The organism is Streptomyces sp. NPDC020747 (genome assembly GCF_044334695.1).
GTDB lineage: Bacteria > Actinomycetota > Actinomycetes > Streptomycetales > Streptomycetaceae > Streptomyces.
In genome coordinates, this window is record NZ_JBIRTJ010000001.1 from 923,679 (window position 1) to 948,289 (window position 24,611).

The 24,611-nt window shown below is 70.2% G+C and carries 18 protein-coding genes; 3 read left to right on the forward strand and 15 right to left on the reverse strand.

The features are described 5' to 3' along the window. Positions 1-7: 7 nt before the first annotated feature. From frc to ACH4YP_RS03745, 3 genes are all read left to right on the forward strand, one after another. Positions 8-1,294 (forward strand): formyl-CoA transferase, encoded by a 1,287-nt coding sequence (gene frc, locus ACH4YP_RS03735; RefSeq protein WP_398489180.1) that lies wholly within the window; start codon positions 8-10, stop codon positions 1,292-1,294. A gap of 3 nt (positions 1,295-1,297) precedes the next feature. Continuing rightward, complete coding sequence (locus tag ACH4YP_RS03740) at positions 1,298-3,430, forward strand: acetate--CoA ligase family protein (protein ID WP_398489181.1); 2,133 nt, start codon at positions 1,298-1,300, stop codon at positions 3,428-3,430. A 258-nt stretch (positions 3,431-3,688) separates the two neighbouring features. Continuing rightward, complete coding sequence (locus ACH4YP_RS03745) at positions 3,689-5,077, forward strand: OFA family MFS transporter (protein ID WP_398489182.1); 1,389 nt, start codon at positions 3,689-3,691, stop codon at positions 5,075-5,077. Positions 5,078-5,272: 195 nt separating this feature from the next. Here the strand turns inward: ACH4YP_RS03745 and ACH4YP_RS03750 are convergent, their stop codons facing one another. From ACH4YP_RS03750 to ACH4YP_RS03820, 15 genes are all read right to left on the reverse strand, one after another. Further along, positions 5,273-6,436, reverse strand: a complete 1,164-nt coding sequence (locus ACH4YP_RS03750) for a sugar phosphate isomerase/epimerase family protein (protein WP_398489184.1) — start codon at positions 6,434-6,436, stop codon at positions 5,273-5,275. 176 nt (positions 6,437-6,612) lie between these two features. Continuing rightward, complete coding sequence (locus ACH4YP_RS03755; protein ID WP_398489185.1) at positions 6,613-8,037, reverse strand: nucleotide pyrophosphatase/phosphodiesterase family protein; 1,425 nt, start codon at positions 8,035-8,037, stop codon at positions 6,613-6,615. Beyond that, positions 8,034-9,203, reverse strand: coding sequence for a metabolite traffic protein EboE (eboE, locus tag ACH4YP_RS03760; protein ID WP_361060737.1), 1,170 nt, complete (start codon positions 9,201-9,203; stop codon positions 8,034-8,036). The genes ACH4YP_RS03755 and eboE overlap by 4 nt, the downstream gene beginning before the upstream one ends. A gap of 3 nt (positions 9,204-9,206) precedes the next feature. Next, positions 9,207-10,118 carry a TatD family hydrolase gene (locus ACH4YP_RS03765; RefSeq protein WP_398489186.1) on the reverse strand — a complete coding sequence of 304 codons (912 nt, stop codon included), beginning with the start codon at positions 10,116-10,118 and terminating at the stop codon, positions 9,207-9,209. Next, positions 10,118-10,816 (reverse strand): EboA domain-containing protein, encoded by a 699-nt coding sequence (locus ACH4YP_RS03770; RefSeq protein WP_398489187.1) that lies wholly within the window; start codon positions 10,814-10,816, stop codon positions 10,118-10,120. Before ACH4YP_RS03770 ends, ACH4YP_RS03765 begins: the two co-directional genes overlap by 1 nt. Continuing rightward, positions 10,813-11,814 carry a sugar phosphate isomerase/epimerase family protein gene (locus ACH4YP_RS03775; RefSeq protein ID WP_398489189.1) on the reverse strand — a complete coding sequence of 334 codons (1,002 nt, stop codon included), beginning with the start codon at positions 11,812-11,814 and terminating at the stop codon, positions 10,813-10,815. Before ACH4YP_RS03775 ends, ACH4YP_RS03770 begins: the two co-directional genes overlap by 4 nt. Beyond that, a complete protein-coding gene (locus ACH4YP_RS03780; RefSeq protein ID WP_398489472.1) occupies positions 11,811-12,866 on the reverse strand; it encodes an SCO3242 family prenyltransferase in 1,056 nt (351 codons plus the stop codon). Before ACH4YP_RS03780 ends, ACH4YP_RS03775 begins: the two co-directional genes overlap by 4 nt. Positions 12,867-13,189: 323 nt before the next feature. Then, positions 13,190-14,389, reverse strand: coding sequence for an inositol-3-phosphate synthase (locus ACH4YP_RS03785; protein ID WP_398489190.1), 1,200 nt, complete (start codon positions 14,387-14,389; stop codon positions 13,190-13,192). A 147-nt stretch (positions 14,390-14,536) separates the two neighbouring features. After that, positions 14,537-15,946 carry a ThuA domain-containing protein gene (locus tag ACH4YP_RS03790; protein WP_398489191.1) on the reverse strand — a complete coding sequence of 470 codons (1,410 nt, stop codon included), beginning with the start codon at positions 15,944-15,946 and terminating at the stop codon, positions 14,537-14,539. A gap of 12 nt (positions 15,947-15,958) precedes the next feature. Beyond that, a complete protein-coding gene (locus ACH4YP_RS03795; RefSeq protein ID WP_398489192.1) occupies positions 15,959-18,478 on the reverse strand; it encodes a PQQ-dependent sugar dehydrogenase in 2,520 nt (839 codons plus the stop codon). Positions 18,479-18,569: 91 nt separating this feature from the next. Continuing rightward, on the reverse strand, positions 18,570-19,574 hold the full coding sequence (locus ACH4YP_RS03800; protein ID WP_055616778.1) for a sugar phosphate isomerase/epimerase: 1,005 nt from the start codon (positions 19,572-19,574) through the stop codon (positions 18,570-18,572). 13 nt (positions 19,575-19,587) lie between these two features. Continuing rightward, entirely contained in the window at positions 19,588-20,808 is a 1,221-nt protein-coding gene (locus ACH4YP_RS03805) for a Gfo/Idh/MocA family protein (RefSeq protein WP_398489194.1), read from the reverse strand. Between the two features lie 132 nt (positions 20,809-20,940). Then, positions 20,941-21,978 (reverse strand): substrate-binding domain-containing protein, encoded by a 1,038-nt coding sequence (locus ACH4YP_RS03810; RefSeq protein ID WP_398489195.1) that lies wholly within the window; start codon positions 21,976-21,978, stop codon positions 20,941-20,943. Between the two features lie 17 nt (positions 21,979-21,995). After that, positions 21,996-23,015 carry an ABC transporter permease gene (locus ACH4YP_RS03815; RefSeq protein ID WP_361060717.1) on the reverse strand — a complete coding sequence of 340 codons (1,020 nt, stop codon included), beginning with the start codon at positions 23,013-23,015 and terminating at the stop codon, positions 21,996-21,998. Further along, positions 23,012-24,529, reverse strand: a complete 1,518-nt coding sequence (locus tag ACH4YP_RS03820) for a sugar ABC transporter ATP-binding protein (RefSeq protein WP_361060715.1) — start codon at positions 24,527-24,529, stop codon at positions 23,012-23,014. The genes ACH4YP_RS03815 and ACH4YP_RS03820 overlap by 4 nt, the downstream gene beginning before the upstream one ends. Positions 24,530-24,611 lie beyond the last annotated feature (82 nt).

A 24,611-nucleotide genomic window follows, 5' to 3' on the forward strand; every position in this document is an offset into this window, starting at 1 on the left:
GGAACCGTTGACGAAAGCGACAGCAACGACTGCGGCGTCAGCAACGGCAGCGACGCCGACGACCTCGGCCAAGGCCCTCGAAGGCGTCCGCGTCCTCGACATGACGCACGTCCAGTCCGGTCCTTCCGCCACCCAGCTGCTCGCCTGGCTCGGCGCGGACGTCGTCAAACTGGAGGCGCCGACCGGAGACATCACGCGCAAGCAGCTGCGTGACCTCCCGGACGTCGACTCCCTCTACTTCACGATGCTCAACTGCAACAAGCGGAGCATCACCCTCAACACCAAGACCGAGCGCGGCAAGGAGATCCTCACCGAGCTGATCCGGCGCTCGGACGTCATGGTCGAGAACTTCGGACCGGGCGCGGTCGACCGCATGGGCTTCACCTGGGACCGCATCCAGGAGATCAATCCGCAGATCGTCTATGCCTCCATCAAGGGGTTCGGGGACGGCCCGTACACCAACTTCAAGGCGTACGAGGTCGTCGCTCAGGCCATGGGCGGGTCGATGTCGACCACCGGCTTCGAGGACGGGCCGCCGCTGGCGACGGGGGCCCAGATCGGTGACTCGGGCACGGGCATCCACGCGGTGGCGGCGATCCTCGCCGCCCTGTTCCAGCGGGAGAACACGGGGCGCGGGCAGCGCGTGAACGTGGCGATGCAGCACGCCGTGCTGAATCTGTGCCGGGTGAAACTGCGGGACCAGCAGCGCCTCGGGCATGGACCGCTGGCTGAATATCCCAACGACGACTTCGGCGACGAGGTTCCCAGGTCCGGCAACGCGTCCGGCGGCGGCCAGCCCGGCTGGGCCGTCAAGTGCGCGCCGGGCGGCCCGAACGACTACGTGTACGTCATCGTGCAGCCCGTCGGCTGGAAGCCCATCACCGAGCTCATCGGACGCCCGGAACTCGCGGACGCCCCCGAGTGGGCGACCCCGGAGGCCCGCCTCCCGCAGCTCACCAAGATGTTCCAGCTCATCGAGGAGTGGTCGTCCACGCTCCCCAAGTGGCAGGTGCTCGAGCAGCTCAACGCCCACAACATCCCCTGCGGCCCGATCCTCTCCACCAAGGAGATCATCGAGGACGAGTCGCTGGTCGCCAACGAGATGGTCGTGACGGTGCCGCACCCCGAGCGGGGCGACTTCGTGACCGTGGGCAGCCCGCTGAAGCTCTCCGACTCTCCCGTGGACGTGACCAGTTCGCCGCTGCTGGGCGAGCACAACGAAGAGGTGTACGTCGGCGAGCTCGGTCTCGGCGACGAGGAGTTGCGCCTGCTCAAGTCGAACGGAGTGATCTGATTGATGGCCGAAGACCGGGTGCTGAGGGTGCGCACGCTCCTCGAAGCCGTGCGGGCCGAGGGGCGGACGGCGCTCACCGCGCCCGAGGGCAAGGTGATCGCCGACGCGTACGCGATCGCCGTCCCCGGCGAGGAGCTGGCGACCGACGTGGACGAGGCGGTCTCCTACGCGGCGCGCTTCGGAGGGCCCGTCGTGATGAAGATCGTCTCCCCCGACATCCTCCACAAGACCGACGCCGGCGGCGTGATCGTCGGCGTGGAGGGCGCGACGGACGTACGCGCCGCCTTCCACAAGATCATCGAGAACGCCCGGGCGTACGACTCCCAGGCCCGTATCGAGGGCGTACAGGTCCAGGAACTGCTCCCCAAGGGGCAGGAGGTCATCGTCGGCGCGGTGACCGATCCGACGTTCGGGAAGGTCGTGGCCTTCGGGCTCGGCGGTGTGCTCGTCGAGGTCCTCAAGGACGTCACGTTCCGGCTGGCACCCGTGGACGCGGACGAGGCGCTGTCGATGCTGGACTCGATCCGGGCCGCGGAGATCCTGCGCGGGGTGCGCGGCGCTCCGGCCGTCGACCGGTGGGCGATCGCCGAGCAGATCCGCCGGGTCTCCGAACTGGTCGCGGACTTCCCGGAGATCGCCGAGGTGGACCTGAACCCGGTGATCGCGACCCCGGAAGGCGCGATGGCCGCGGACATCCGGGTCATCCTCGCCGAGGAAGTGGCCAAGCCGCGACGGAAGTACACGCGCGACGAGATCCTCACCACCATGCGCCGGCTGATGCAGCCGTCGTCGGTGGCCGTGATCGGCGCCTCCAACGAGCAGGGCAAGATCGGCAATTCGGTCATGCGCAACCTCATCGACGGCGGTTTCTCCGGGGAGATCCACCCGGTGAACCCCAAGGCCGATGACATTCTGGGCCGCAAGGCGTACAAGAGTGTCACGGACGTTCCCGGTGAGGTGGATGTGGCGGTCTTCGCTATTCCCGCCAAGTTCGTGGCCTCGGCCCTGGAGGAGGTGGGACGCAAGGGGATCCCCAACGCCGTCCTGATCCCCTCGGGGTTCGCGGAGACCGGTGAGCACGCGCTCCAGGACGAGATCGTGGCCATCGGCGAGCGCTACGGAGTCCGGCTGCTCGGGCCGAACATCTACGGCTACTACTCGACGTGGCACGACCTGTGCGCCACGTTCTGCACGCCGTACGACGTCAAGGGCGGCGTCGCGCTCACCTCCCAGTCCGGTGGCATAGGTATGGCCATTCTGGGCTTCGCGCGCACTACGAAGACAGGTGTTTCCGCGATCGTGGGGCTCGGCAACAAGTCGGACCTGGACGAGGACGACCTGCTGACCTGGTTCGGCGAGGACCCCAACACCAAGTGCATCGCCATGCACTTGGAGGACCTCAAGGACGGACGCGCCTTCGTGGAGGCCGCGCGGGCGACCGTCCCCAAGAAGCCGGTGGTCGTCCTGAAGGCGGGCCGTACGGCGGCCGGTGCCAAGGCCGCGGGCTCGCACACGGGCGCCCTCGCGGGCGACGACGCCGTGTACGAGGACATCCTCAAGCAGGCCGGTGTCATCAGGGCGCCCGGTCTGAACGAAATGCTGGAGTACGCGCGCGCGTTGCCGGTGCTGCCGACGCCCCAGGGCGACAACATCGTGATCATCACGGGCGCCGGCGGCAGTGGCGTACTGCTGTCCGACGCGGTGACCGACAACGGCCTCTCCCTGATGGAGATCCCACCGGATCTGGACGCGTCCTTCAGGAAGTTCATCCCGCCCTTCGGCGCGGCCGGCAACCCGGTGGACATCACGGGCGGCGAGCCGCCGTCGACGTACGAGGCGACGATCCGGCTCGGTCTGGAGGACCCGCGGATCCACTCGCTCGTCCTCGGCTACTGGCACACCATCGTGACCCCTCCCATGGTCTTCGCCGAGCTCACCGCGCGCGTGGTGGCCGAATTCCGGGAGCGCGGGATCGAGAAGCCCGTCGTGGCGTCGCTCGCGGGCGACGTCGAGGTCGAGGAGGCCTGCCAGTACCTCTACGAGCACGGGGTCGTGGCATACCCGTACACGACCGAGAAGCCGGTGGCCGTGCTCGGCGCGAAGTATCGGTGGGCGCGGGCAGCGGGGTTGTTGTGAGGCGGCGGGCGAGCGGCGAACCGGCCGGGGGTCCGGGGGTTGTCCCCCGGGCGTGTGGCAGCCCGCTGGGCGCGCGCGGCGGGGCTGTTGTGACGCCGCGGCGCACGGCGGGCGCTGTTGGGGGGCGGTTCATGACTTGACCCGGTGAAGGGGCGGGCCGACGGTGCGCGTCGGCCCGCCCCGGGACCCGTGCGCACACGAAAGGAATTGGACAGGGGGCGCTGGCCAGATCTTTCGACGCGAGGGGTGCTACGCGACATGACAACCACCGACTTCACGACATCCGTCCCCTACAGGGAGGTGACGGACCGCAACGGCCGCCTGTACCGGATCGGTGAGACCGACCGGGACATCATGGGGCGACCACGCTGGACCATGGTGCTCTTCCCCTGGATGGGCATGATGGGCATCAGCTCCTCGGAGTACGCGTTCACATCCGCCGAGGACACCCTGCACGAGGCCCACCTCTGGGACAGTGGGCACATCTTCTGGCTGATGGGCGTCTGGGTGTTCTTCCAGGCGGCCGTGGCCTTCCCGGCCGGCCAGCTGCGCGAGAGCGGAAAACTGCCCGCGCGGTACGCCATGATGCTCGGCGCGCTCGGCACGGTCCTCGGCTATGTCTCACTGGCGTACGCGCCGCACGTGATCGTCGCCTACATAGGCTTCGGCATGTTCAGCGGCATCGGCGCCGGCCTCGTCTACGCGACCTGCGTGAACATGGTCGGCAAGTGGTATCCGGAGCGCAAGGGCGGCAAGACCGGCATGGTCAACGGCGGTTTCGCCTACGGCTCCGTGCCCTTCGTGTTCCTGTTCACCTCCTACATGGACCTGTCCAACTACGAGACCGTGCTGGTCATGGTCGGCGTGATCTGCTGCACGGTCGTCGCCGTCGCCGGCTGGTTCTTCAAGGACCCGCCGAAGAACTGGTGGCCCGCGAACGTCGACCCGCTGAAGACCTCCGACGACCCGCGGGTCGTGCGGGCACTGGCGAAGAACCCGCCGGCGGTCAAGCAGTACACACCGCGGGAGGCGGCCAGGACGCCCGTCCTGTGGATGATGTGGTTCTGCCTGTTGTGCACGGCCGGCATCAACATCTTCGGCATCGCCATGCAGGTGCCGTTCGGAAAGGAGATGGGGTTCGCGGGCGGAATCGTGGCCACCGCGATGTCACTCAAGGCGATCGTCAACGGCACCGGACGCGGTGTCATCGGCTGGATCTCGGACCGCTACGGCCGCCGGAACACACTCGTCATCGTCTGTATCGTCCTCGGCTGCTCGCAGTTCGGCGTGTTCTTCTCCGGGAACGTGGGATCGATGCCGTTCTTCCTGGTCTGCTCGATGGTCTCCGGTTTCGGCGGCGGCGCGATCTTCCCGCTCTTCGCGGCCATGACGGCGGACTACTTCGGTGAGAACAACAACGCCTCCAACTACGGCATGGTCTACAGCTCCAAGCTCATCTCGGGTCTCGTCGGCTCCGGCGTGGGAGCCGTCGTCGTGAGCACCTGGGGCTACGGAGGCGCCTTCGCACTGGCAGGCAGCATCGGTCTCGGTTCCGCGGTCCTCGCGCTCTTCCTGCGCGCTCCCGGCCGCCCGAGTCCCAAGCGCGTCGTGCCCAACCCGCACCCGATCGGCGAGGAGATGGCCTGAGCGGTGAGGAGACGATCAGCTTTGGTGAGGCGATGCCGCGCCATGAACTCCGCAGCGCGGAACCGTCCCGTGCCGTGTCCGCCGTGCCCGTCCCCGACAACGTCCTAGTCCCCCCAAGAACCGCTTCAGTCCTCGGAAACGCCGACGGTCCTCCCCACGCACCACGTGGGGAGGACCGTTCGCTGCGTGTCGTGGTCAGCGGCGCCTTGCGCGGAGGGCCGCGAGGTTGTCGTAACTGATCTTGGCCTCGCGCAGCGACTGTGCGGGGTCGGCGGCACTGGGCGAGTTGTCGTCCTCGACCATCGGGTTGTGGTAGTTCCGGTCCCCGACCCGCGAGAAGAACGTGGTGTAGTCGATGACACCTGTTCCGAAGGGCACCATGTCGTAGCCCATGCCGTTGGTGGTGCTCACGACACCGTCCTTGGCGTGGAACAGCGGGTAGCGCTTGTTGTGGCGGGCGACGAGCCCCGCCGGGTCGAAGACCTTCTCGCGGGTGGAGCCGTCGTGGGCGGTGTAGGTGTGGAACTTGTACTGGGCCACGTGCGCCCAGAAGATGTCCATCTCCAGCCAGACCAGCTTCGGGTCGGTGGCCTTCAGGAAGTACTCCAGCTTGCGGATGCCGGAGCTGCGGGTGGGCCGGCCCTGGGCGTCCAGCGGGCCTCCGTCGAGCAGGAAGCCGTAGGCGGAGTCGTGGTTGTGCGTGTACAGCTTGATGCCTTCGCGGCGGGCGATCCTGCCCAGCGCGTTCCACTTGTCGGCCGCCACGTCCCAGTCGGCCGGGTAGGAGCTGCCGGTGGGGTCGCCGCCGGTGCCCATGTGGTCCATGCCCAGGATGTTGGCGATCTCCAGGTTCAGCTTGAAGGTGTCCACGTCGGCGCTGGTCAGCGGCCAGGAGGGCGGTATGAAGCCGTGGTTGCCCTGGGCACGCAGGCCGTAGTCGTCGAGCCAGGAGCGCAGCAGCTTGGCGCCCGCCACGGAACCGAGGTTGGCACCGCCCGGCGCGTTGGCGTGCTGGCCGTAGCCGGCGAACTCCACCTGGCGGTATCCGTGGCGGGCCAGTTGCTTGAACACCTCGCGGAAGCCGGAGGGCAGGTCCGAGGCGAGCGGGTCGCGGGCCGTGGCGTCGCGGACGGTGTAGAGGATGATGCCGCGCCTGCCCGGCGGAACGAGGACGTGGCCACGGCCGTGGTCGTGGCCTCTGCCCCGGTCCTGGGCCAGGGCCGGTGAGGCGCCCAGCACCGGGGCGGCGATCGCCCCGGCGCCAACGGCGGTGCAGGTGCTGAGGAAGCGGCGGCGGTTGACGCCGAGCGCGCGACGCAGGGCGTCGCCGGTTCCGGATTCGTCGTTGAACGCGGTCACGGTGTCTCTCTTTCGGGTAGGGGCCCACCGTGTTCTGCAGGGGCCCAGCCATGTTCGTCAGGAGTCCGGCTGTGACAGGTGCCGTGCGGTACGCCGGTTATCCACAGGCCGAACACACTGTCAGTGCCGTGTGTTTCACTTTTCGTAATCGCTCGTCCGGCCACTCCCGGGTGCTGTCACCCGAGGCCGGCCAGGTCGAGCAACAGGGATTTCACATCGGTGGCCGCGACGCGGTCGCCGACAGCGCGGGGGGTGGAGCAGATGATGAGCGGACCTTCGTCGTCGCTCAGGGGGAGGCGGCCGTGGCTGCCTCGAATAGGTGAGGGATCGAGGGGCACGACCGCCATGCGGTAGCGCATGCCGAGCTTCTTACGGGCCAGCGCGCCCGCGGCCTTGACCTTGACGTACGGGTCGAGCGGATCCATGAAGAGCTCGACCGGGTCGTAGCCGGGTTTGCGGTGGATCTCGACGAGCTGCGCGAAGTCGGGCGCGCGGGCGTCGTCGAGCCAGTAGTAGTACGTGAACCAGGCGTCCGGCTCCGCCACGGCGACGAGTTCGCCGGAGCGCGGATGGTCGAGGTGGTGGGTCTTCTTGCCCTCGTCGTCGAGGAGTTGCTCGATGCCGGGCAGATCGGCGAGCGCCGCTTTCGTGGCCTCCAGGTCCTCGGGGCGGCGTACGTAGACATGGGCGATCTGATGGTCGGCGACGGCGAAGGCACGTGAGGCCATCGGGTCGAGGTACTCCATGCCGTCCTGTGTGTGCACTTCGAGGAGTCCGGCGCGGCGCAGTGCGCGGTTGATGTCGACGGGACGGTCCACGCGGGTGATGCCGTACTCGGACAGGGCGACGACGGTCCGGCCTTCGGCTCGCGCGTCGTCGAGAAGGGGGGCCATGGCCGCGTCCAGGTCGGCGGCCGCTTTGAGGGAGCGCGGGTCGTCGGGGCCGAAGCGCTGCAGGTCGTAGTCGAGATGAGGGAGGTAGCAGAGGGTCAGGTCCGGGTGGCGGGTGCGGATGATGTGCCGGGTGGCGTCGATGATCCACTGGCTGGAGACGAGGTCGGCGCCGGGACCCCAGAAGTGGAAGAGCGGGAACGTGCCGAGTTGCTCGGTGAGTTCGTCGTGCAGGGCCGGGGGCCGGGTATAGCAGTCGGGTTCCTTGCGGCCATCGGCGTAGTAGATCGGACGAGGGGTGATGGTGATGTCGGTGTCGGCGCCCATGGCGTACCACCAGCAGATATTGGCGACCGTGTAGCCGGGGTGCGCGCGCCGGGCGGCGTCCCACAGTTTGTCGCCGGACACCAGTCCGTTGTGCTGGCGCCACAGCAGTACGTCGCCCAGGTCGCGGAAGTACCAGCCGTTGCCGACGATGCCGTGCTCGGACGGGTGGGTGCCGGTGAGGAACGTCGACTGGGCGGCGCAGGTGACGGCGGGCAGGACCGTGCCGAGGGTGGCCTGCGAGCCGGACTGGGCGAGGGTCTTGAGGTGGGGCATGTGGTCGAGGAGACGGGGGGTGAGGCCGACGACGTCGAGGACGAGGAGAGGGGTGGGGGTCGTGGAGCCGTCGGTGCCGGCCGGCGCTGCCGGGGTCTCGTGGGTGCTCATGGGAGTTCCTTCAGGCCGAGGTCCGTCAACAGGTCCCGGGCGAGGGTGAGTTCCGCGGCGATGCCGTCGGCGAGCTGGGCGCGGGCGCGGGGGCGCAGCTCGGGCGGGAGGGCCTGCCAGGTGTAGGTCTCGACCTCGAGGTGGTTGGTCAGCGGGTGCGGGCCGCCGACCAGTCGGGTCAGCGTGTCCTTCAGTACGGGCAGCGTGGAGGTGAGGGGTGCGTCCGGGGACGCGTGCAGCGGGACGTGGAAGTGAGCGCGCCACGGAGAGGCGTCGGGCAGGGCGTCCTCCTTGACGGCCTCGCCGAGGTCGTCGGTCCCACGGAGTCCGGCGGCGGTGAGGGTACGGGTCTGGTGCAGGAAGCGGGGTTCGTCGAAGGCGGCGAGAGCCTCGCGGACTTCGGGGAGGTGGGGGTGTTCGGCGTGCAGGGCGGCTGAGAGCTGGGACTTGACGACGGGGACGCCGGCGGCGGCAAGCGCGTCCAGGGCGGTGTTCGGATCTTCGAAGGAGGTGGCGAGGTGACAGGTGTCGACGCAGACGCCGATACGGGGGTGGCCGATCGCGGTGAGCGGGGCGATGGCGTCGGCCGTGGTCTCGACGGTGCAGCCCGGCTCCGGCTCCAGGCCGATACGGATGGAGCGGCCGGTCAGTTCCTCCAGCGCGTCGAGGCGTTCGGCGAGGGTGGCCAGGGCCGCGTGGGCCCGGGCGGCACGGCCGTCGTCATACACCGTGCGCCAGGCGAGCGGCAGGGTCGAGATGGTGCCTTCGGCGACATCGTCGGGGAGGAGTCCGGCGAGGACGCGGGCGAGGGCCGTGGTGTGTTCGAGCCGCTCGGGGTCGGCCCAGTCCGGCTTGTAGACGCGGTACTTGACCTCCTCGGCGCCGAATCCTTCATAGGGGAAGCCGTTGAGGGTGACGACTTCGAGTCCGCGGAGGTCGAGTTCGCCGCGCAGCCCGCGCAGGGCGGACGGGTCGGAGACGAGGGCGTGGGCGGCGTCCTTGGCGAGCCACAGGCCGATGCCGAGCCGGTCGCGGCCGAGACGTTTGCGTACGGGTTCGCAGTGGTCGCGGAGCTGGGCGAGGACGCCGTCGAGGGTCTCGGCGGGGTGGACGTTGGTGCAGTAGGCGAGGTGGACGGTGGAGCCGTCGGGGTGGCGGAAGCGCATGGGTCAGGCCTCCGTCATCGTGGGATCGGCCTTGGAAGCGGTGTCCGGGTCCGTCCCGGGGTCGGCCTTCGGGACGCCGCGCAGGATGGAGTTGCCCTCGTGGGTGGCGTCCGTGCCGGCGACCTCCAGGTCGAGGCGGCCGCTGAGTCCGTAGAAGGCGACGGGGTTGCGCCACAGCACCCGGTCGACGTCGTCCTCGGTGAACCCTGCCTTCAGCAGGGCGTCCGCGACCTTGCGGGTCTTCAACGGGTCGCTCTTGCCCCAGTCGGCCGCGGAGTTGACCAGCACCTTCTCCGGCCCGTACTCGTGAAGGACCGCGACCATCCGTTCCTCGTCCATCTTGGTGTCCGGATAGACGGAGAAGCCGAGCCAGCAGCCGCCGTCCTTGGCCTCCTTGACCGTGGTCTCGTTGAGGTGGTCGATCAGGACGTGGTCCGGGGGCAGTGCGGACTCCCGGACCACGTCGAGGGTGCGGCGCAGGCCGGCCAGCTTGTCGCGGTGCGGGGTGTGGACGAGCGCGGGCAGCTCGAAGGTGGCGGCGAGCTGGAGCTGGGCGGCCAGGGCGGTGTCCTCTGCGGGGGTCATCGAGTCGTATCCGATCTCGCCGACGGCCACGACGTGGTCCTTGACGAGATACCGGGGAAGTTCGTCGAGGACGGGCACGCAGCGGGGGTCGTTGGCCTCTTTGGGGTTGAGGGCGAGGGTGCAGTGGTGGGCGATGCCGTACTGGGCGGCGCGGAAGGGTTCCCAGCCGAGGAGGGAGTCGAAGTAGTCGAGGAAGGAGGCCGCCGAGGTGCGGGGCTGGCCGAGCCAGAAGGCGGGTTCGACGACGGCTCTGACACCGGCCGCGTGCATGGCTTCGTAGTCGTCGGTGGTCCGTGACGTCATGTGGATGTGGGGGTCGAATATGCGCATCAGGACTCCTTGCCGTCGCTGCCGTGGGGGGCGTCGGTGCCGGGCGGGGTGGCCGGGTGCTCGGTCAGGGCCAGGACGTGGTGCAGGTCCTGGGGTACGGGACGGCCCGCGGCGGTGCGTTCGTCGGCGTAGTCGGCGAGCATGCGGGCGAGTTCCGCGTCGGCGCGGGCGCGGCGAGGCAGGTCGGCCACCGCCTCGACGGGGACACCGGTGAACAGGCACTTGAGCACGGCGTGCCGCCAGCTGTGGGCGTCCAGGTGCAGGGCGGCGTACGGGCCGACGGCAGCGGCCACGAGCCGGGTGTCGTTGGTGCGCAGGGCGTCCTCGACGATCGGCAGGGCGTCGGGGCCCGGCACGAGGTGGGGCAGGGCCTGGAGGACGGCGCGGCGTTCGTCGGCGGTGCCCTGGCGGTAGACGCGGGCGAGGGTGGTGGCGTCGGCTCGGGCCGCGTGCAGGAGGAGGACGCGGGCCGCCTCCGCGTGCTCGGGGCCGCAGCGGCGGCCGGCCTCGGCGATCCTCAACTCCCATACGGAGATGGGCCGGTGGGTGCCGGGGTGGGCGGCCGCCTCGTCGAGGGCCTGGTCCAGCCAGGCGCGGGCGGCGCCGTCGAGCCGGCCGTTCAGGCGGGTGTGCAGGGCGGCGAGGGCCGGCGGGGCGACGTCCGTCGGGGTGCCGAGGTCGTCGTGGAGGTGGTTCACGGGGTTCTCCCTTCGGAGGCGGTGGAGCCCTCGCCGGGGATCGGCGGCCGGTCGGCGTCCGGGGGTGTGGAGACGGCGGCCGCGTGGTGGAGGAACGGGAGGGACTGCTGGGCGAGTTGGGGGCCGGCGTGGGAGTGGCGGGGCAGTTCGACGGAGACCAGGCCCTGGTAGCCGACGGCGGCGAGGGCTTCGAGTACGGGAGGGAAGTCGATCTCTCCGTCACCGAAGGGGAGGTGTTCGTGGACGCCGCGCCGCATGTCCTCGATCTGGACGTGGCGCAGCCAGGGGGCGGCGGCTCGTACGCAGTCGGCGGGTGAGAGGGGTTCGAGGCACTGGCAGTGGCCGATGTCGAGGGTGAGGCCGAGGGCGTCGGGGCTGCCGAGGGCGGTGCGCAGGCGGTGGAAGTCGTCGAGGGTGGCGAGGAGGTGACCGGGTTCGGGTTCGACGGCGAGGGGGATTCCGGCGGCGGTGGCGGCGTCGAGGACGGGGGTGAGGGTTTCGGTGAGGCGCTTCCAGGCGGCGTCCTCGGACGCTTCACCGTCCGCGACGGCATCCTCTTCGGCGTCCGCTTCCCCGGCCGTGGCGGTGTCCGTCGGGAGGATGCCGCTGAAGCAGTGGACCGCGTGGGCGCCGAGGTCGGTGGCGATCTGGACGGCTCTGACGAGCAGGTCGGCGCGGCGGGCGCGTTGGGCCGGGTCCGGGTCGAGGAGGGACGGGCCGTGCTTGCGCCTCGGGTCGAGTACGTAGCGGGCGCCGGTCTCGATGGTGACGCCCAGGCCGAGCTCGTCCAGTCTGCGCGCGAGTTTGTGGGTGCGGGCCGCGAGGTCGGGGGCGAGTGGGTCCAGGTGCATGTGGTCGAGCGTCAGGCCGACGCCGTCGTAGCCGAGGTCGGCGAGGAGGGAGAGGGCGTCGTCCAGGCGGAGGTCGGTGAGGCCGTTGGTGCCGTAGGAGTAGCGGAGGGGGTGAGCGGTGGGGCGGGGGCTCGGCAGAAGGCTCATGTCATGCTCACCTTCCGGCCGAACCGGCGGGCGGCCGGAGCGAGGGCCGCCGTCAGGAGGGCGGTGACCGGAGCGCCGGAGCGGGCGGCGAGGGCGGCCTGCAGAGGGATCATGGCTCGGATGCCGCCGCCGACGGCTCGTTGGGTGAGTTGGGGGGACGGGTTGAGAGCGGCGTGGAAGAGGGGGCGGGCGGCGGTGACCGCGTAGACGGCGGCGAGTGCTCCGCGCAGGGACACTAGGTTGGTGGCGGTTGCCGCCGCGCGACCTGACTGCCGGTCCCGTCCCGCTTGCCGATCCCCTCTTGGCTGCCGGTCCCATCCCGGTTGCCAGTCCCGTGCCGCTTGCCGGTCCCGTCCTCCTTGCAGGCCCTCTCCCGATTGCCGGTCCCGTGCCGGGTCGTCGCGGGTGACCGACCAGGCCAGTGCCGCCGTCGTGGCCAACCCGCTCAAGGGGGCCCACGCTGAACCGCCCTGGGTCTCGTGGCGGGAGACCGTGGTGACGGCCAGGGTGTGGGTGCCCAGGGCCAGTGCGGAGGGCAGTGCCCTGCGGATGTCGCCGTGGGCGGCCACCCCGCCGAGGAGGAGGTCCAGGGCGCGGGCCCCGGCCATCGCCACGGGGCCCGCGGGGGTGCGCTTGAGGACCAGGTCGTACGACCAGACCGTGGCCGCCAGTGCGCCGGCGACCGCGAGGGGTCGTCGGCCCGCCGTGGACGCCAGGGCCAGGCCCGCCGCTGTCAGGCCGCCGGCCGCCGCGAGGGCCGCGGCCGGCTTGATGCGGCCGGAAGGAAGGGGGCGGTGTGGGCGGTCCACGGCGTCCTCGGCGCGGTCGGCCCAGTCGTTGAGGGCCATACCGGCCTCGTACAGGCAGAGGGAGGAGGCGATGGCCGCCAGGGTTCGGGGGTTCGGGCGTGCCCCGGCCGCGGCGGCGCCCGCGAGCGCGTCGCCGGGGACCGTGAAGAGGGCGGGGAGGCGCAGGAGTTCCACCCAGGCGTTCACGTTCACTCCCTGCCTCGCGGACCGTGGTGGCTGCGCCCTCGCGGCGTCCTGTGGCATCGGGCTCGCGCCCCGCTCCCCAGGGCGTGCCTGCTGTTCCGCCGGGTCTGCCTCCAGCTGCACCGGGCTCTCGCGCGACTCACTCAGGCTCTCGTGCGGCTCGCTCGGGTTCGCATGCGGCTCGCTCCGGTTCGCGTCCTGCGAGTTCGGCCCCGAGACCCGCGACGCCTCGTACCGCAGCCCCTTACGCCGTGGCCACGGGTGCTCCTCCTTCCCGTGCGGAGCCTCAATACGGGAGTTCCCGTGCGGAGCATCGGTGCGGGAGTTCCCGTGCGGAGTCTCCGTGTGGGACCTGTCTGCTGCCTCGCGCCCCGGCTCCGTGCTCATCGCCGCTCCCCCGGAAGGCCCGGTCGTTCGCCCGAAGGGCCAGCCCCCTCACCCGAAGGCGGTTGCGGATCCCCGACCTCCCGCAACCGCCCCGCGAACCCCACCAGTTGCGCGTACTGCTCGCCCAGGGCCGCGGGACCCTCCCCCATCGGGTCCTTGAAGTAGAAGCCGAGTTCGGAGAGCGGGCCGGACAGGCCGGCCTCGTGGGCGCGGGCGACCAAGCGGGCCAGGTCCAGGATCAGCGGGGCCGCGAGGGAGGAGTCGCAGCCCTGCCAGGTGGTCTGGAGGACCATCCGGGTGCCGAGGAAGCCGTCGAAGGCGATGTGGTCCCAGGCGGTCTTCCAGTCGCCGAGGGACGGGACGTCGTCGATGTGGGTCTCGCCCTCGGGAACCCCGCCGAGGGTGTCGGCGAGGACGCGTTCCTTGCCCGCGTTCTTCGCGGCCGCGGCCCCCGGGTCGGCGAGGGCGGCGCCGTCGCCGCCGCCCAGCAGGTTCGTACCGGACCAGGCGCGGACCGCCAGCGCGCGCTGCGCGAACATCGGGCCGAGGACCGACCGCAGCAGGGTCTGGCCGGTCTTGCCGTCACGGCCGGCGTACGGCAGCCCGGACTCCGCGGCCGCGGACCCGAGTGCCGGGTGGTGCAGGCCCATGGACGGGGTGAAGTTGACGTAGGGGCAGCCCGCCCGCAGCGCGGCCGACGCGTACAGGGAGCTGGCCGGGAGTTCCGTACCGGTGGGCGCGGGTTCCGTGGACGCCACGTTGACCACGACCGTACGGTCCAGACCGCACCGGCTCGTGAAGTCACGGATGTCGGAGGCCAGGGACTCGATCAGTTCGTCCTCGCCCCGGGTCTCACCGGACAGCGGGCCGCCGAGCCTGATCTCCCGGTCGGCGGCGGCGAGTTCGGCGGTGACGGCCGACGGAAGTCCGGGCGGCAGCACGCCCCCCGCGGCGAGCGCCTCCGCCCGTTTGGGCAGGGGGCAGTCCACCGTGTCGTGCCCGCCGAAGACGAGAGACGAGAGTGGGGGCAGTCCGCAGTCGGCGAACGCGGGGGTCTCGGTGACCATGCCCGTCGGTGGGTGCAGCCCCGCGGTCACCGCGGCGCAACCCGTGACGGCCGTGGTGGCGACAGAGCCACGTGCTCCGACCAGCCACACTCCCACCCGGGGCGGGGAGACGGAGGATTCGGCGGACATGGGCAGCCTCCTTGTCGTACGTGAGGTCGTTCGCGAGCCGGAAACGCGAGCCGGATGCGGCAGCCGGATGAATCAGCCGCCGCAGAGGGGACGAACAGAAGGGACAAGACGGCGGGCGGAGGTCCGGCGTCCTCCGCCCGCCGCCGCTCAATCGCCCTGCGCGCCGGTTCGCGCCGGCAGTTCCTTGATCCGGATGTCCCGGAAGGACACCTGGTCCTCGGCTCCGTGGTTCTGGATGCCGACATGACCGTCACGCAGGCTGCGCGCCGGATCGGTGTTGGTGAAATCGTTGATCTTCACGCCGTTGAGATAGACACGGAGTCGTTCGCCCTCCACGCGGATCTCGTACGTGTTCCACTCCCCCGGCGGGTTCAGCGCACGGTCGCGCTTCCTGATGTCGGCGGACTGGAAGCTGTACACGGCCCCGGTGGTGCGGTCGGGGGCGTCGGACGCGTCGATCTGGACCTCGTAGCCGTTGTCGACGGCCGACCACGGGTCGTCGGAGGCCGGGAAGCCCACGAACACACCGGAGTTGTCGTCCCCGGAGGCACTCGCCATCCTCCAGTCGAGCTTCAGCGAGTACGAGCCGAGGCCTCGGTCCGCGTACCAGAGCATGCCCAGGCCGCCGGACGACGTGAGTGTGCCGTCGTCCGAGAGCGAGAACGAGCCCGGTCCCGCCTGCCTCCAGTCCGCCAGCGACTCGGCGGTCCCGTCGAAGAGGGGTGAATACCCCTTCTCCGGGCGGCAGTCGGCCTCCGCGGCGCCGACGGCCCACCGGATGCCGCCCAGCAGATGCTGCTGGAAGGCGGGATCGGCGTACGACTCCTTGGTGTGACCGCTGCCGGTGTAGAAGGCGCGGCCGCCCCGGTACTCCTGGCACCAGGCGATCGGATGGTCGCCGCTCATCGTGCCGCCGCTGTACGACGACTCGTCGAGCGAGGCCAGGACGTGGGCCCGGTCCCGGGGATTGGAGCGGTAGTTGTACCACTCGTCCGTACGGTTCCAGGACTCCCCGAGGTGCGAGGTGGCCGGGTGTGCCCGGTCCTCGACCTCGATCCGCGCGGGCTGGATCGCCGGGTGCGACTGGAAGTAGGCGCCGGCGATTCCGCCGTAGAACTCCCAGTCGTACTCGGTGTCGGCGGCCGCGTGGATGCCCACGTAACCGCCGCCGCGCTTGATGTAGCCCTCGAAGGCCCGCTGTTGGGCCTCGTCGAGGACGTCCCCGGTCGTGGAGAGGAACACCACGGCGTCGTACCGGGCGAGGTTGCGCGAGGAGAAGGCTCTCGCATCCTCGGTGGCGTCGACCCTGAACCCGTTCTCGGCGCCGAGGCTCTTCACCGCGGCGACCCCTTCGGGGATCGAGTCGTGCCGGAACCCGGCGGTCTTGGAGAACACCAGGACCCGCTCACCCGCCGATCCCTTCGAGGCGGCCGGTCCCTTCGAGGCGGCCGGTCCCTTCGAGGCGGCCGGTCCCTTCGAGGCGGCCGGTCCCGAGACACACCCGATGAGCAGGGCGGCGCCGACAACCGCGGTCACTGTTCGGCCAGTTGCTCGCATGGCGCACCTCCCTCAGCGGGTTGTGAAGGTGAAGTCGTCCACGTCGTACAGGGCTCCGGTCCCGCTCCCCCTGAAGACGAGGTAGAGCGTGGTGGTGCCGCGCGGCGCCTTCGTCAGATTGGCGGTGACGTCCTGGAAGTTCTCCCAGCCGCCGGTCACCGGGACGGTCGCCGTGCCGAGCAGGCGGCCGGTGGGCGAACCCGCGCGGACCTCCAGCTTGCCGCCGGTGCCACCGGAGGAGACGCGTGCCGTGATTTTCGTGGCGTTGCTCACGACGTACGGCTCGAAGGAGATCCAGTCGCGGTTGTTGATGTCACCGACGGTCCTGCCGCCGTGAGCGGTGGCCTTCGACTGGATCGTGACGCCCTCCGACTTGCCGTAGTGCTCGGCCTGCCGGTGCCTGGGCTGGACGACGTTCTGGTCGTGCGTGGTGAGCGCCTCCTGGCCGCCGCCTCCGTTGTCGGTGTACTCCGCGTCGAAGACACCGAAGATGTTCGCGTCCTCGTCGTGGCCGCCGTCGGCGCTGGTCTGGATGGTGCCGGAGCAGCCGTTGGCCGTGGTCAGCGGGTGGCCGTGGCTGTCGTGACCGAGGACGAAGCTGACCTTCACCTTGGCGCAGTCGATCGACCTGCCGTCCTCGGGGTCGGTCACCTTCACCTTGAAGGGCACGGCGTCACCGAAGCTGAACAGCTGTCCGTCCTCGGGGAGTTGGAGGGTCACCTTCGGCGCGGTGTTGCCGACGACGATCCGTACGCTCGCGCCGCCGGTCCGCCCGGTGGCGTCCTTCGCGGTCAGCGTCGCCGTGTAGGTGCCGTTCCTCTTGTACGTGTACGTCGGGTTCGCCGCCGTCGACTTGCCGCCGTCGCCGAAGTCCCAGCTGTACGTGAGGGCGTCACCGTCGGCGTCCGTGCTGCCGGCCGAGGAGAACTTGACCTTCAGCTTCGCCTGTCCCGAGGTGCGGTCGGCCGCGGCCTGTGCCACGGGCGAGTGTCCGTCGGTCGCGTTCTCGATCCGGTACAGGGCCGAGTTCTCGTCGCCGCCGAACCAGGCGAGGCCGTAGTCGAGGACGTACAGCGCGCCGTCCGGGCCGAAGGCCATGTCCATGATCTGGGTGCCGGTCCACGGCACGTCGTTGATGGACTGCACGGTGCCGCTGTCGTCGGAGGCGATCCGCTTGATCCAGCGGCGGCCGAACTCGCCGGCGAAGAAGTCGCCGTCGTACGCCTCCGGGAACTTGACCGGTGAGTCGAGCGAGGCGTCGTAGTCGTAGACCGGGCCGCCCATCGGGGACTCGGAGCCGGTGCCGAACTCGGGCACGGATCCGCCGTCGTAGGGGATCCACGCGGCCTGGGCCGGGGGCAGGTCCGTCAGACCGGTGTTGTTGGGCGAGGTGTTCTTCGGTGCGGAGCAGTCGAAGGAGGCCCCCGACGCCTTCGTCCCGAAGTCGTAGTCCACGTAGGCGTCGTTGTTGCCCGTGCAGTAGGGCCAGCCGAAGTTGCCGGGCTCGGTGACGCGGGCGAACTCGACCTGGCCGGCCGGGCCGCGCGCGGGATCGGCGGCACCGGCGTCCGGGCCGTAGTCGCCGACGTAGAGGATGCCGGTCTTCTTGTCGACGCTGAAGCGGAACGGGTTGCGGAAGCCCATCGCGTAGATCTCGGGCTTCGTCCTGTCCGTGCCGGGCGCGAAGAGGTTGCCGTCAGGGACCGTGTACGAGCCGTCGGCGTTCACCTTGATGCGCAGGATCTTGCCGCGCAGGTCGTTGGTGTTGCCGGAGGTGCGCTGCGCGTCGAAGACGGGGTTGCGGTCGGCACGCTCGTCGATCGGCGCGTAGCCGTCCGACTGGAACGGGTTGGAGTCGTCACCGGTCGACAGGTAGAGGTTTCCGGCCGCGTCGAAGTCGATGTCCCCGCCCACGTGGCAGCAGATGCCGCGGGTCGCCGGGATGTCGAGGATCTTCTTCTCGCTGGCGTTGTCGAGGGTGCCGTCCGCGTTCAGGACGAAGCGCGAGAGCCGGTTGACGCCGTCGAAGGGCGCGAAGTCGGCCGCGGTGCCCGTCTCGGGGGCGTCGCCCGCCGGGGTGTCGAGCGGCGGGGCGTAGTAGAGGTAGATGAAGCGGTTGTCGGCGAAGCCGGGGTCGATGCCGACGCCCTGGAGGCCTTCCTCGTCGTGCGAGTAGACGGCGAGCTTGCCCGCCAGCTTGGTGTTGCCGGCGCTGTCGGTGATCCGCAGTTCGCCGTCGCGCGAGGTGTGCAGGACCGAGCGGTCCGGGAGGACGGCCAGCGACATGGGCTCGCCGACCTCGGGTTCGCCCTTGGCGAGGGTGACCTGCTGGAAGTCCTCGGCGGCCACGGGTGCGGCCGGTGCGGCGGCCGGGTCGGCGACGGCGGCGCCCGCCGGCGGTGTGGCCAGGGTGAGCGAGGCACCCGCGAGGAGCGCTCCGGTGAACAGGGCGAGCGCCTTGCGCAGTCGCAGTCTCGGGCGTCGTCTGTGGCTCTCGGTTCTGGTGGTGCTTATGTGGTCGTTCCCGTGCACGGAATGCCTCCAGAGTGGGGCTGGTTGTACATGCGGGTGCGATGCGCCGGGGTGCGCCGTCACCCCGGAACGAACTCTGTGAGGGGGGTGGCTAGTCGTTGCCGCCGAACGCCGCGTCGAAGGACGCCGTCGGAGGTTCGAAGTCGTAGGCCTTCAGCCGGGTGAGCGCCTCGGGTGCGCCCTGGAGGCGGTCCATGCCCGCGTCCTCCCACTCGACCGAGATGGGGCCCTTGTAGTCGATGGAGCGCAGCATCCGGAACACGTCCTCCCAGGGGACGTCGCCGTGGCCCGCGGACACGAAGTCCCAGCCGCGGCGCGGGTCGCCCCACGGCAGATGGGAGCCGAGGCGTCCGTTGCGGCCGTCGAGGCGCTTGCGGGCCTCCTTGCAGTCCACGTGGTAGATCCGGTCGCGGAAGTCCCACAGGAAGCCGACCGGGTCGAGGTCCTGCCAGACGAAGTGCGAGGGGTCGAAGTTCAGCCCGAAGGCCGGCCGGTGGTCAACGGCCTCCAGGGCGCGCTGAGTTGTCCAGTAGTCGTACGCGATCTCGCTCGGGTGGACCTCGTGCGCGAACCGCACGCCCTCGGTGTCGAAGACGTCGAGGATGGGGTTCCAGCGCATGGCGAAGTCCTCGTAGCCGCGCTCGATCATCGACTCGGGGGCGGGCGGGAACATCGCGACCAGGTGCCAGATCGCGGACCCGGTGAAGCCGATGACGGTGTCGACGCCGAAGGCCGCCGCGGCGCGCGCGGTGTCGGCGATCTCGGCCGCCGCCCGCTGCCGTACGCCCTCGGCCTCACCGTCGCCCCAGATACGCGAGGGCAGGATCGCCTGGTGGCGTTCGTCGATGATGGCGTCACAGACGGCCTGGCCGACCAGGTGGTTGGAGATGGCCCAGCACTTGAGGCCGTACTTGTCGAGCAGTTCCCTGCGCGAGTCGAGGTAGGTGGAGTCCGCGAGGGCCTTGTCGACCTCGAAGTGGTCGCCCCAGCAGGCGAGTTCGAGCCCCTCGTAGCCGAAGTCGCGGGCGAGCCGGCAGACCTCTTCGAGCGGCAGGTCGGCCCACTGACCGGTGAACAGCGTGAAGTTGCGCGGCATGGACTGGCCTTCCTCAGCTCGCGATGGGGGTGTAGACGGAGTTCTTCTCGGCGCTCTCCTCGACCGCCGCGAGCACACGCTGCACCTGCAGCCCGTCGGCGAAGGAGGGCAGCGGCTGCCCGCCGTCCGCGATCGCGTGCACCAGGTCGCGGGCCTGGTGGGTGAAGGTGTGCTCGTAGCCGAGGCCGTGGCCCGGCGGCCACCAGGCCTCCAGATAGGGGTGGTCGGGTTCGGTGACGAGGATGCGGCGGAAGCCGGCGTGGGTGCCGGGCTCCGTGCCGTCGTGGTACGAGAGTTCGTTGAGGCGCTCCAGGTCGAAGGCCAACGAGCCGTTCTCGCCGTTGAGTTCGATGCGCAGGGAGTTCTTGCGGCCGGTGGCGAACCGGGTGGCCTCGAAGGACGCGAGGGCGCCCGAGGCGAACCGTCCGGTGAACAGGGCGGCGTCGTCGACCGTGACGGCCCCGAGTTGACCGCCCCCGGCCGCCGAGAGGCCGCTGGAGGATCCGGACAGCAGCGGCCGCTCCCGTACGAAGGTCTCGGTGAGCGCGGACACTCCCACGACCGGCTCGCCCGCCAGGTACTGGGCGAGGTCGACGATGTGCGCTCCGAGGTCGCCGAGCGCGCCGGAGCCCGCCGTCTCCTTGCGCAGCCGCCAGGTGAGCGGGAACTCCCGGTCCACCAGCCAGTCCTGAAGGTATGTCACCCGTACGTGCCGCAGGGTGCCGAGGCGTCCCTCGGCGACCATCTTCCGGGCGAGTGAAGTGGCGGGCACCCGGCGGTAGTTGAAGCCGACCATGGCGACCTGGCCGCGCTCGGCGGCGGCTTGGGCGGCCTCGGCCATCGCCTCGGCCTCCTCGACCTTGTTGGCGAGGGGCTTCTCGCACAGCACGTGCTTGCCCGCGGCGAGCGCGGCGACGGCGATCTCGGCGTGGCTGTCGCCGGGGGTGCAGATGTCGACCACGTCGACGTCCTCGCGGGAGATCAGCGCCCGCCAGTCGGTCTCGGCGGCGGCCCAGCCGAGCCGGTCTGCCGCCGCTCTCACGGCTTCCGCGTCACGGCCGCAGACGGCGGCGAGGACCGGTCGGCGTGGCAGGTCGAAGACACGGCCCACGGTGCGCCAGCCCTGTGAGTGGGCGGCGCCCATGAACGCGTATCCGACCATGCCGACGCCCAGGGGCGGCCTTCCGGCCGCTGCCCCGGCCTGTGCCTCGTCGGGCTGCTGCGGCTGTCCCATGCGGAGGTCCTCCTCTTCGTCGTGGCGCGGTGGGGGGTGTCGTGCGGGGGCGCTCCGCTTGCTGCACGGTTGGAGACTGCGGGTCCGCTTCAGCTGGTCGCGCAGTTCCCCGCGCCCCTAAGGGGGCGCGGCCTACTTGAAGCCCGTGGGCAGGTACTGCTTCACGTTCGCCTTGTCGACGACCGCCGAGTAGAGGGTCAGGGACGCCGGGATCTCGAACTCGGCGAGGCCTCCGACGCCCTTGCCCTGGCCGAGGGCGCGGGCGAGGTCGATCGCGGACGCGGCCATGGTGGGCGGGTAGAGGACGGTGGCCTTGAGGACGCTGTTGTCCGACTCGATGGCCTGCATGGCGGACAGGGCGCCCGCACCGCCGACCATCAGGAAGTCGTCGCGTCCGGCCTGCTCGATGGCGCGCAGGGCGCCGACTCCCTGGTCGTCGTCGTGGTTCCACAGGGCGTCGAAGTTCGACTGGGCCTGCAGCAGTTGGGACATCTTGGCCTGTCCCGACTCGACGGTGAAATCGGCGGCCTGGCGGGCGACCTTCTTGATGTTCGGGTAGTTCTTGAGGGCCGCGTCGAAGCCCTGCGTGCGCTGCTTCGTCAGCTCCAGGTTGTCGAGTCCCGCGAGCTCGATGACCCGGGCGCCCTTCTTGTCCTTGAGCTTCTCGCCTATGTAGTGGCCGGCGCTGAGGCCCATGCCGTAGTTGTCGCCGCCTATCCAGCAGCGGTACGCCTGCGGGGAGTTGAAGATCCGGTCGAGGTTGACGACGGGGATGCCCGCGCGCATCGCCTGGAGGCCGACCTGGGTGAGCGCCTTGCCATCGGCGGGCAGCACCACCAGTACGTCGACCTTCTTGTTGATCAGCGTCTCGATCTGGCCGATCTGCTGGGCGGTGTCGTTGGAGCCCTCCGTGATCTCCAGCGTCACGTCCTTGTACTTCTTGGCGCGGCTCTTGGCGTTGTCGTTGATCGCGTTGAGCCAGCCGTGGTCGGCCTGCGGGCCGGCGAAGCCGATGGTGACCTGCTTGCCGGGCTTGTCGTCGGCGGCGGGCTGGTCGTTGGAGGCCGGCTCATCCTTGGATTCGTTGCTGGTGCAACCGGTGAGGAGGACACCGGCCGAGACGGCGGCGGTGCCGAAGAGCAGTCCTCTGCGGCTCGTGATCTCTGGCATGGCGGTGAACCCTTTCCTCAGGTCGTGCTGGCGGTACGGCGCTGGACGAGCACGGCGGCGACGATGATCGCGCCCTTGGCGATCTGCTGGACGTCGCTCTGCAGGTTGTTCAGGGCGAAGATGTTCTGGATCGTGATGAAGATCAGGACCCCGAGCACCGACCCGGTGATGGTGCCGCGTCCCCCGGTGAGCAGGGTGCCGCCGATGATCGCGGCGGCGATGGCGTCGAGTTCGTAGAGGTTGCCGTTGGTGTTCTGGCCCGAGCCGGACAGGATGATCAGCAGGAAGGCCGCGATGCCGCAGCACAGTCCGGACAACAGGTAGAGGTAGAGGCGCTGGCGGCGTACGTCGATGCCGGCGAGCCGGGCCGCCTCCGCGTTGCCGCCGACGGCGACCGTGCGGCGGCCGAAGGTGGTGCGGTTGAGCACGAGCCAGCCGATGATCGTCACGACCGCGAACACCATGACGAGCGGCGGGACACCGAGAACGTAGGAGTCGCGCTCACCGAGGTCGAGGATGCCGTCGACCGTGACGACCTGGGTGTTGCCGTCGGTTATCTGGAGGGCGAGGCCGCGGGCCGAGGCGAGCATGGCCAGGGTCGCGATGAACGGCACCATGGTGCCGTATGCGATCAGTACCCCGTTGACGAGGCCGCAGCCGACTCCGACGATCACCGCCGTGAAGAAGATGCCGGCGAAGCCGTAGTCCTGGGTGGCGACGGTCGTCGCCCACACCGAGGCGAGTGCGACGATCGCGCCGACGGACAGGTCGATGCCGCCGGAGATGATGACGAAGGTCATGCCGACCGTGACGACACCGATCACCGACGCCTGGGTGAGGACGAGTTGGAGGTTGCGGGTGTCGAGGAACTCGTCGGGCTTGGTGATGCCTCCGATGAGGATCAGGGCGGCGAGCACACCGAGCAGCGAGAGCGTGCGGACGTCGGCGCGGGCCACGACCACCCGCCAGGGACTGGGTTCCACCTGTGGTGACAGCTTCGGGATTTCGTCCCGGGGCGGGGACACGGGCTGCGTCATGACGCCGGGCTTCCTTCCATGACGAGGTCGAGTACGCGGTGTTCGTCGAGCTCCTGGGCGGGCGCCGTGTGCACGACCCGGCCTTCTCGGAGCACCAGGACGCGGTCGGCGAGGCCGAGGACCTCGGGTACTTCGCTGGAGACCATGAGCACGGCCAGGCCTTCGTCGGCGAGGCGGCGGATGACGGCGTACAGCTCGGCGCGGGCGCCGACGTCGACGCCGCGGGTCGGTTCGTCGAGCAGCAGCACCCTGCAGCCGCGCAGCAGCCAACGGGCGAGGACTGCCTTCTGCTGATTGCCGCCGGAGAGGGTGCGCACGGGGGCGGACGGGTTGTCGGGGCGCAGCGACAGCTCACGCGTCGCCTTCTGCGCCGCGTTCCGCTCTGCGCTCCGGTCGAGCCAACCTCCGTACGAGAAGCGGGACATGGAGGACACGGAGACGTTCCGGGTGACGGACTCCAGCATCAGGAGGGCCTGCGCCTTGCGCTCCTCGGGGGCGAGGCCGAGGCCGGCGTGGACGGCGGCTCGGACGCTGCCGGGCTTCAACCTCTTGCCGTCTACGAGGACTTGACCGCTGCTCGGCTTCCGGGCGCCGTAGATGGTCTCCAGGATCTCGGAGCGGCCGGAGCCGACGAGTCCCGCGAGGCCGACGATCTCGCCGGGGCGCAGGGTGAGGTCGAGCGAGGCGAACTCGCCGTCCCGGGCGAGGCCTTGGACCTCCAGCACCGGATCGGGCAGCGCCTGGTGCGTGGGCCGCTCGGGGAAGACGTACTCGACGTTCCGCCCCGTCATGAGGGCGACGACCTCGCGGGTCGGCGTCGACTCCGCGGGCAGTCCGCCCGCCACCGCCCGGCCGTCCTTCAGGACCGTGACCCGGTCGCCGATGCGGCGGATCTCCTCCAGCCGGTGCGAGATGTAGACGACGGCGACGCCCTCCGCGGTCAGGTCGCCGACGATGCGGAAGAGGTTGTCGACCTCGTCGGGGTCCAGGGCCGCGGACGGTTCGTCCATGACGATGAGGCGTACGTCGTGGGAGAGCGCCCGTGCCATGGAGACGATCTGCTGCTGGGCGGCGGACAGGTCACCGACGAGCCGCCCGGGGTCGACCTCCGAGTGCCCAAGTCGCTTGAGCAGTGCGGCAGTTGACGCCTTCGCTTCCTTGCCGCGTACGACGAAACCGGCGGTCGTCGGTTCATGGCCGAGGTAGACGTTCTCGGCCACCGACAGGTGCTCCACCAGGTCGAGTTCCTGGTAGATGGTGGCGATGCCGAGGCGCATGGCGGCTATGGGCGAGCGCAGGGTGACCTGTTCGCCGCGCCAGGTGATGGTGCCGTCGTCCGGCTGGTGGGCACCGGCCAGGACCTTGATGAGCGTGGACTTACCCGCGCCGTTCTGGCCGAGCAGGCAGTGCACTTCGCCGGTCTGGACGTCGAGGTCGACGCCGTCGAGGGCCCGGACACCGGGGAACGACTTGGTGATGCCGGACATGGTGAGCAGGGGTGGTTCTGGAGCCATGACGGTTCCCCTCGGCGTGCGGGCCGGTCTCAGGGCAGGGCGGAGTGAGGCAGGGCGAAGCAGGGTGCGCTGTGAGGTGTGG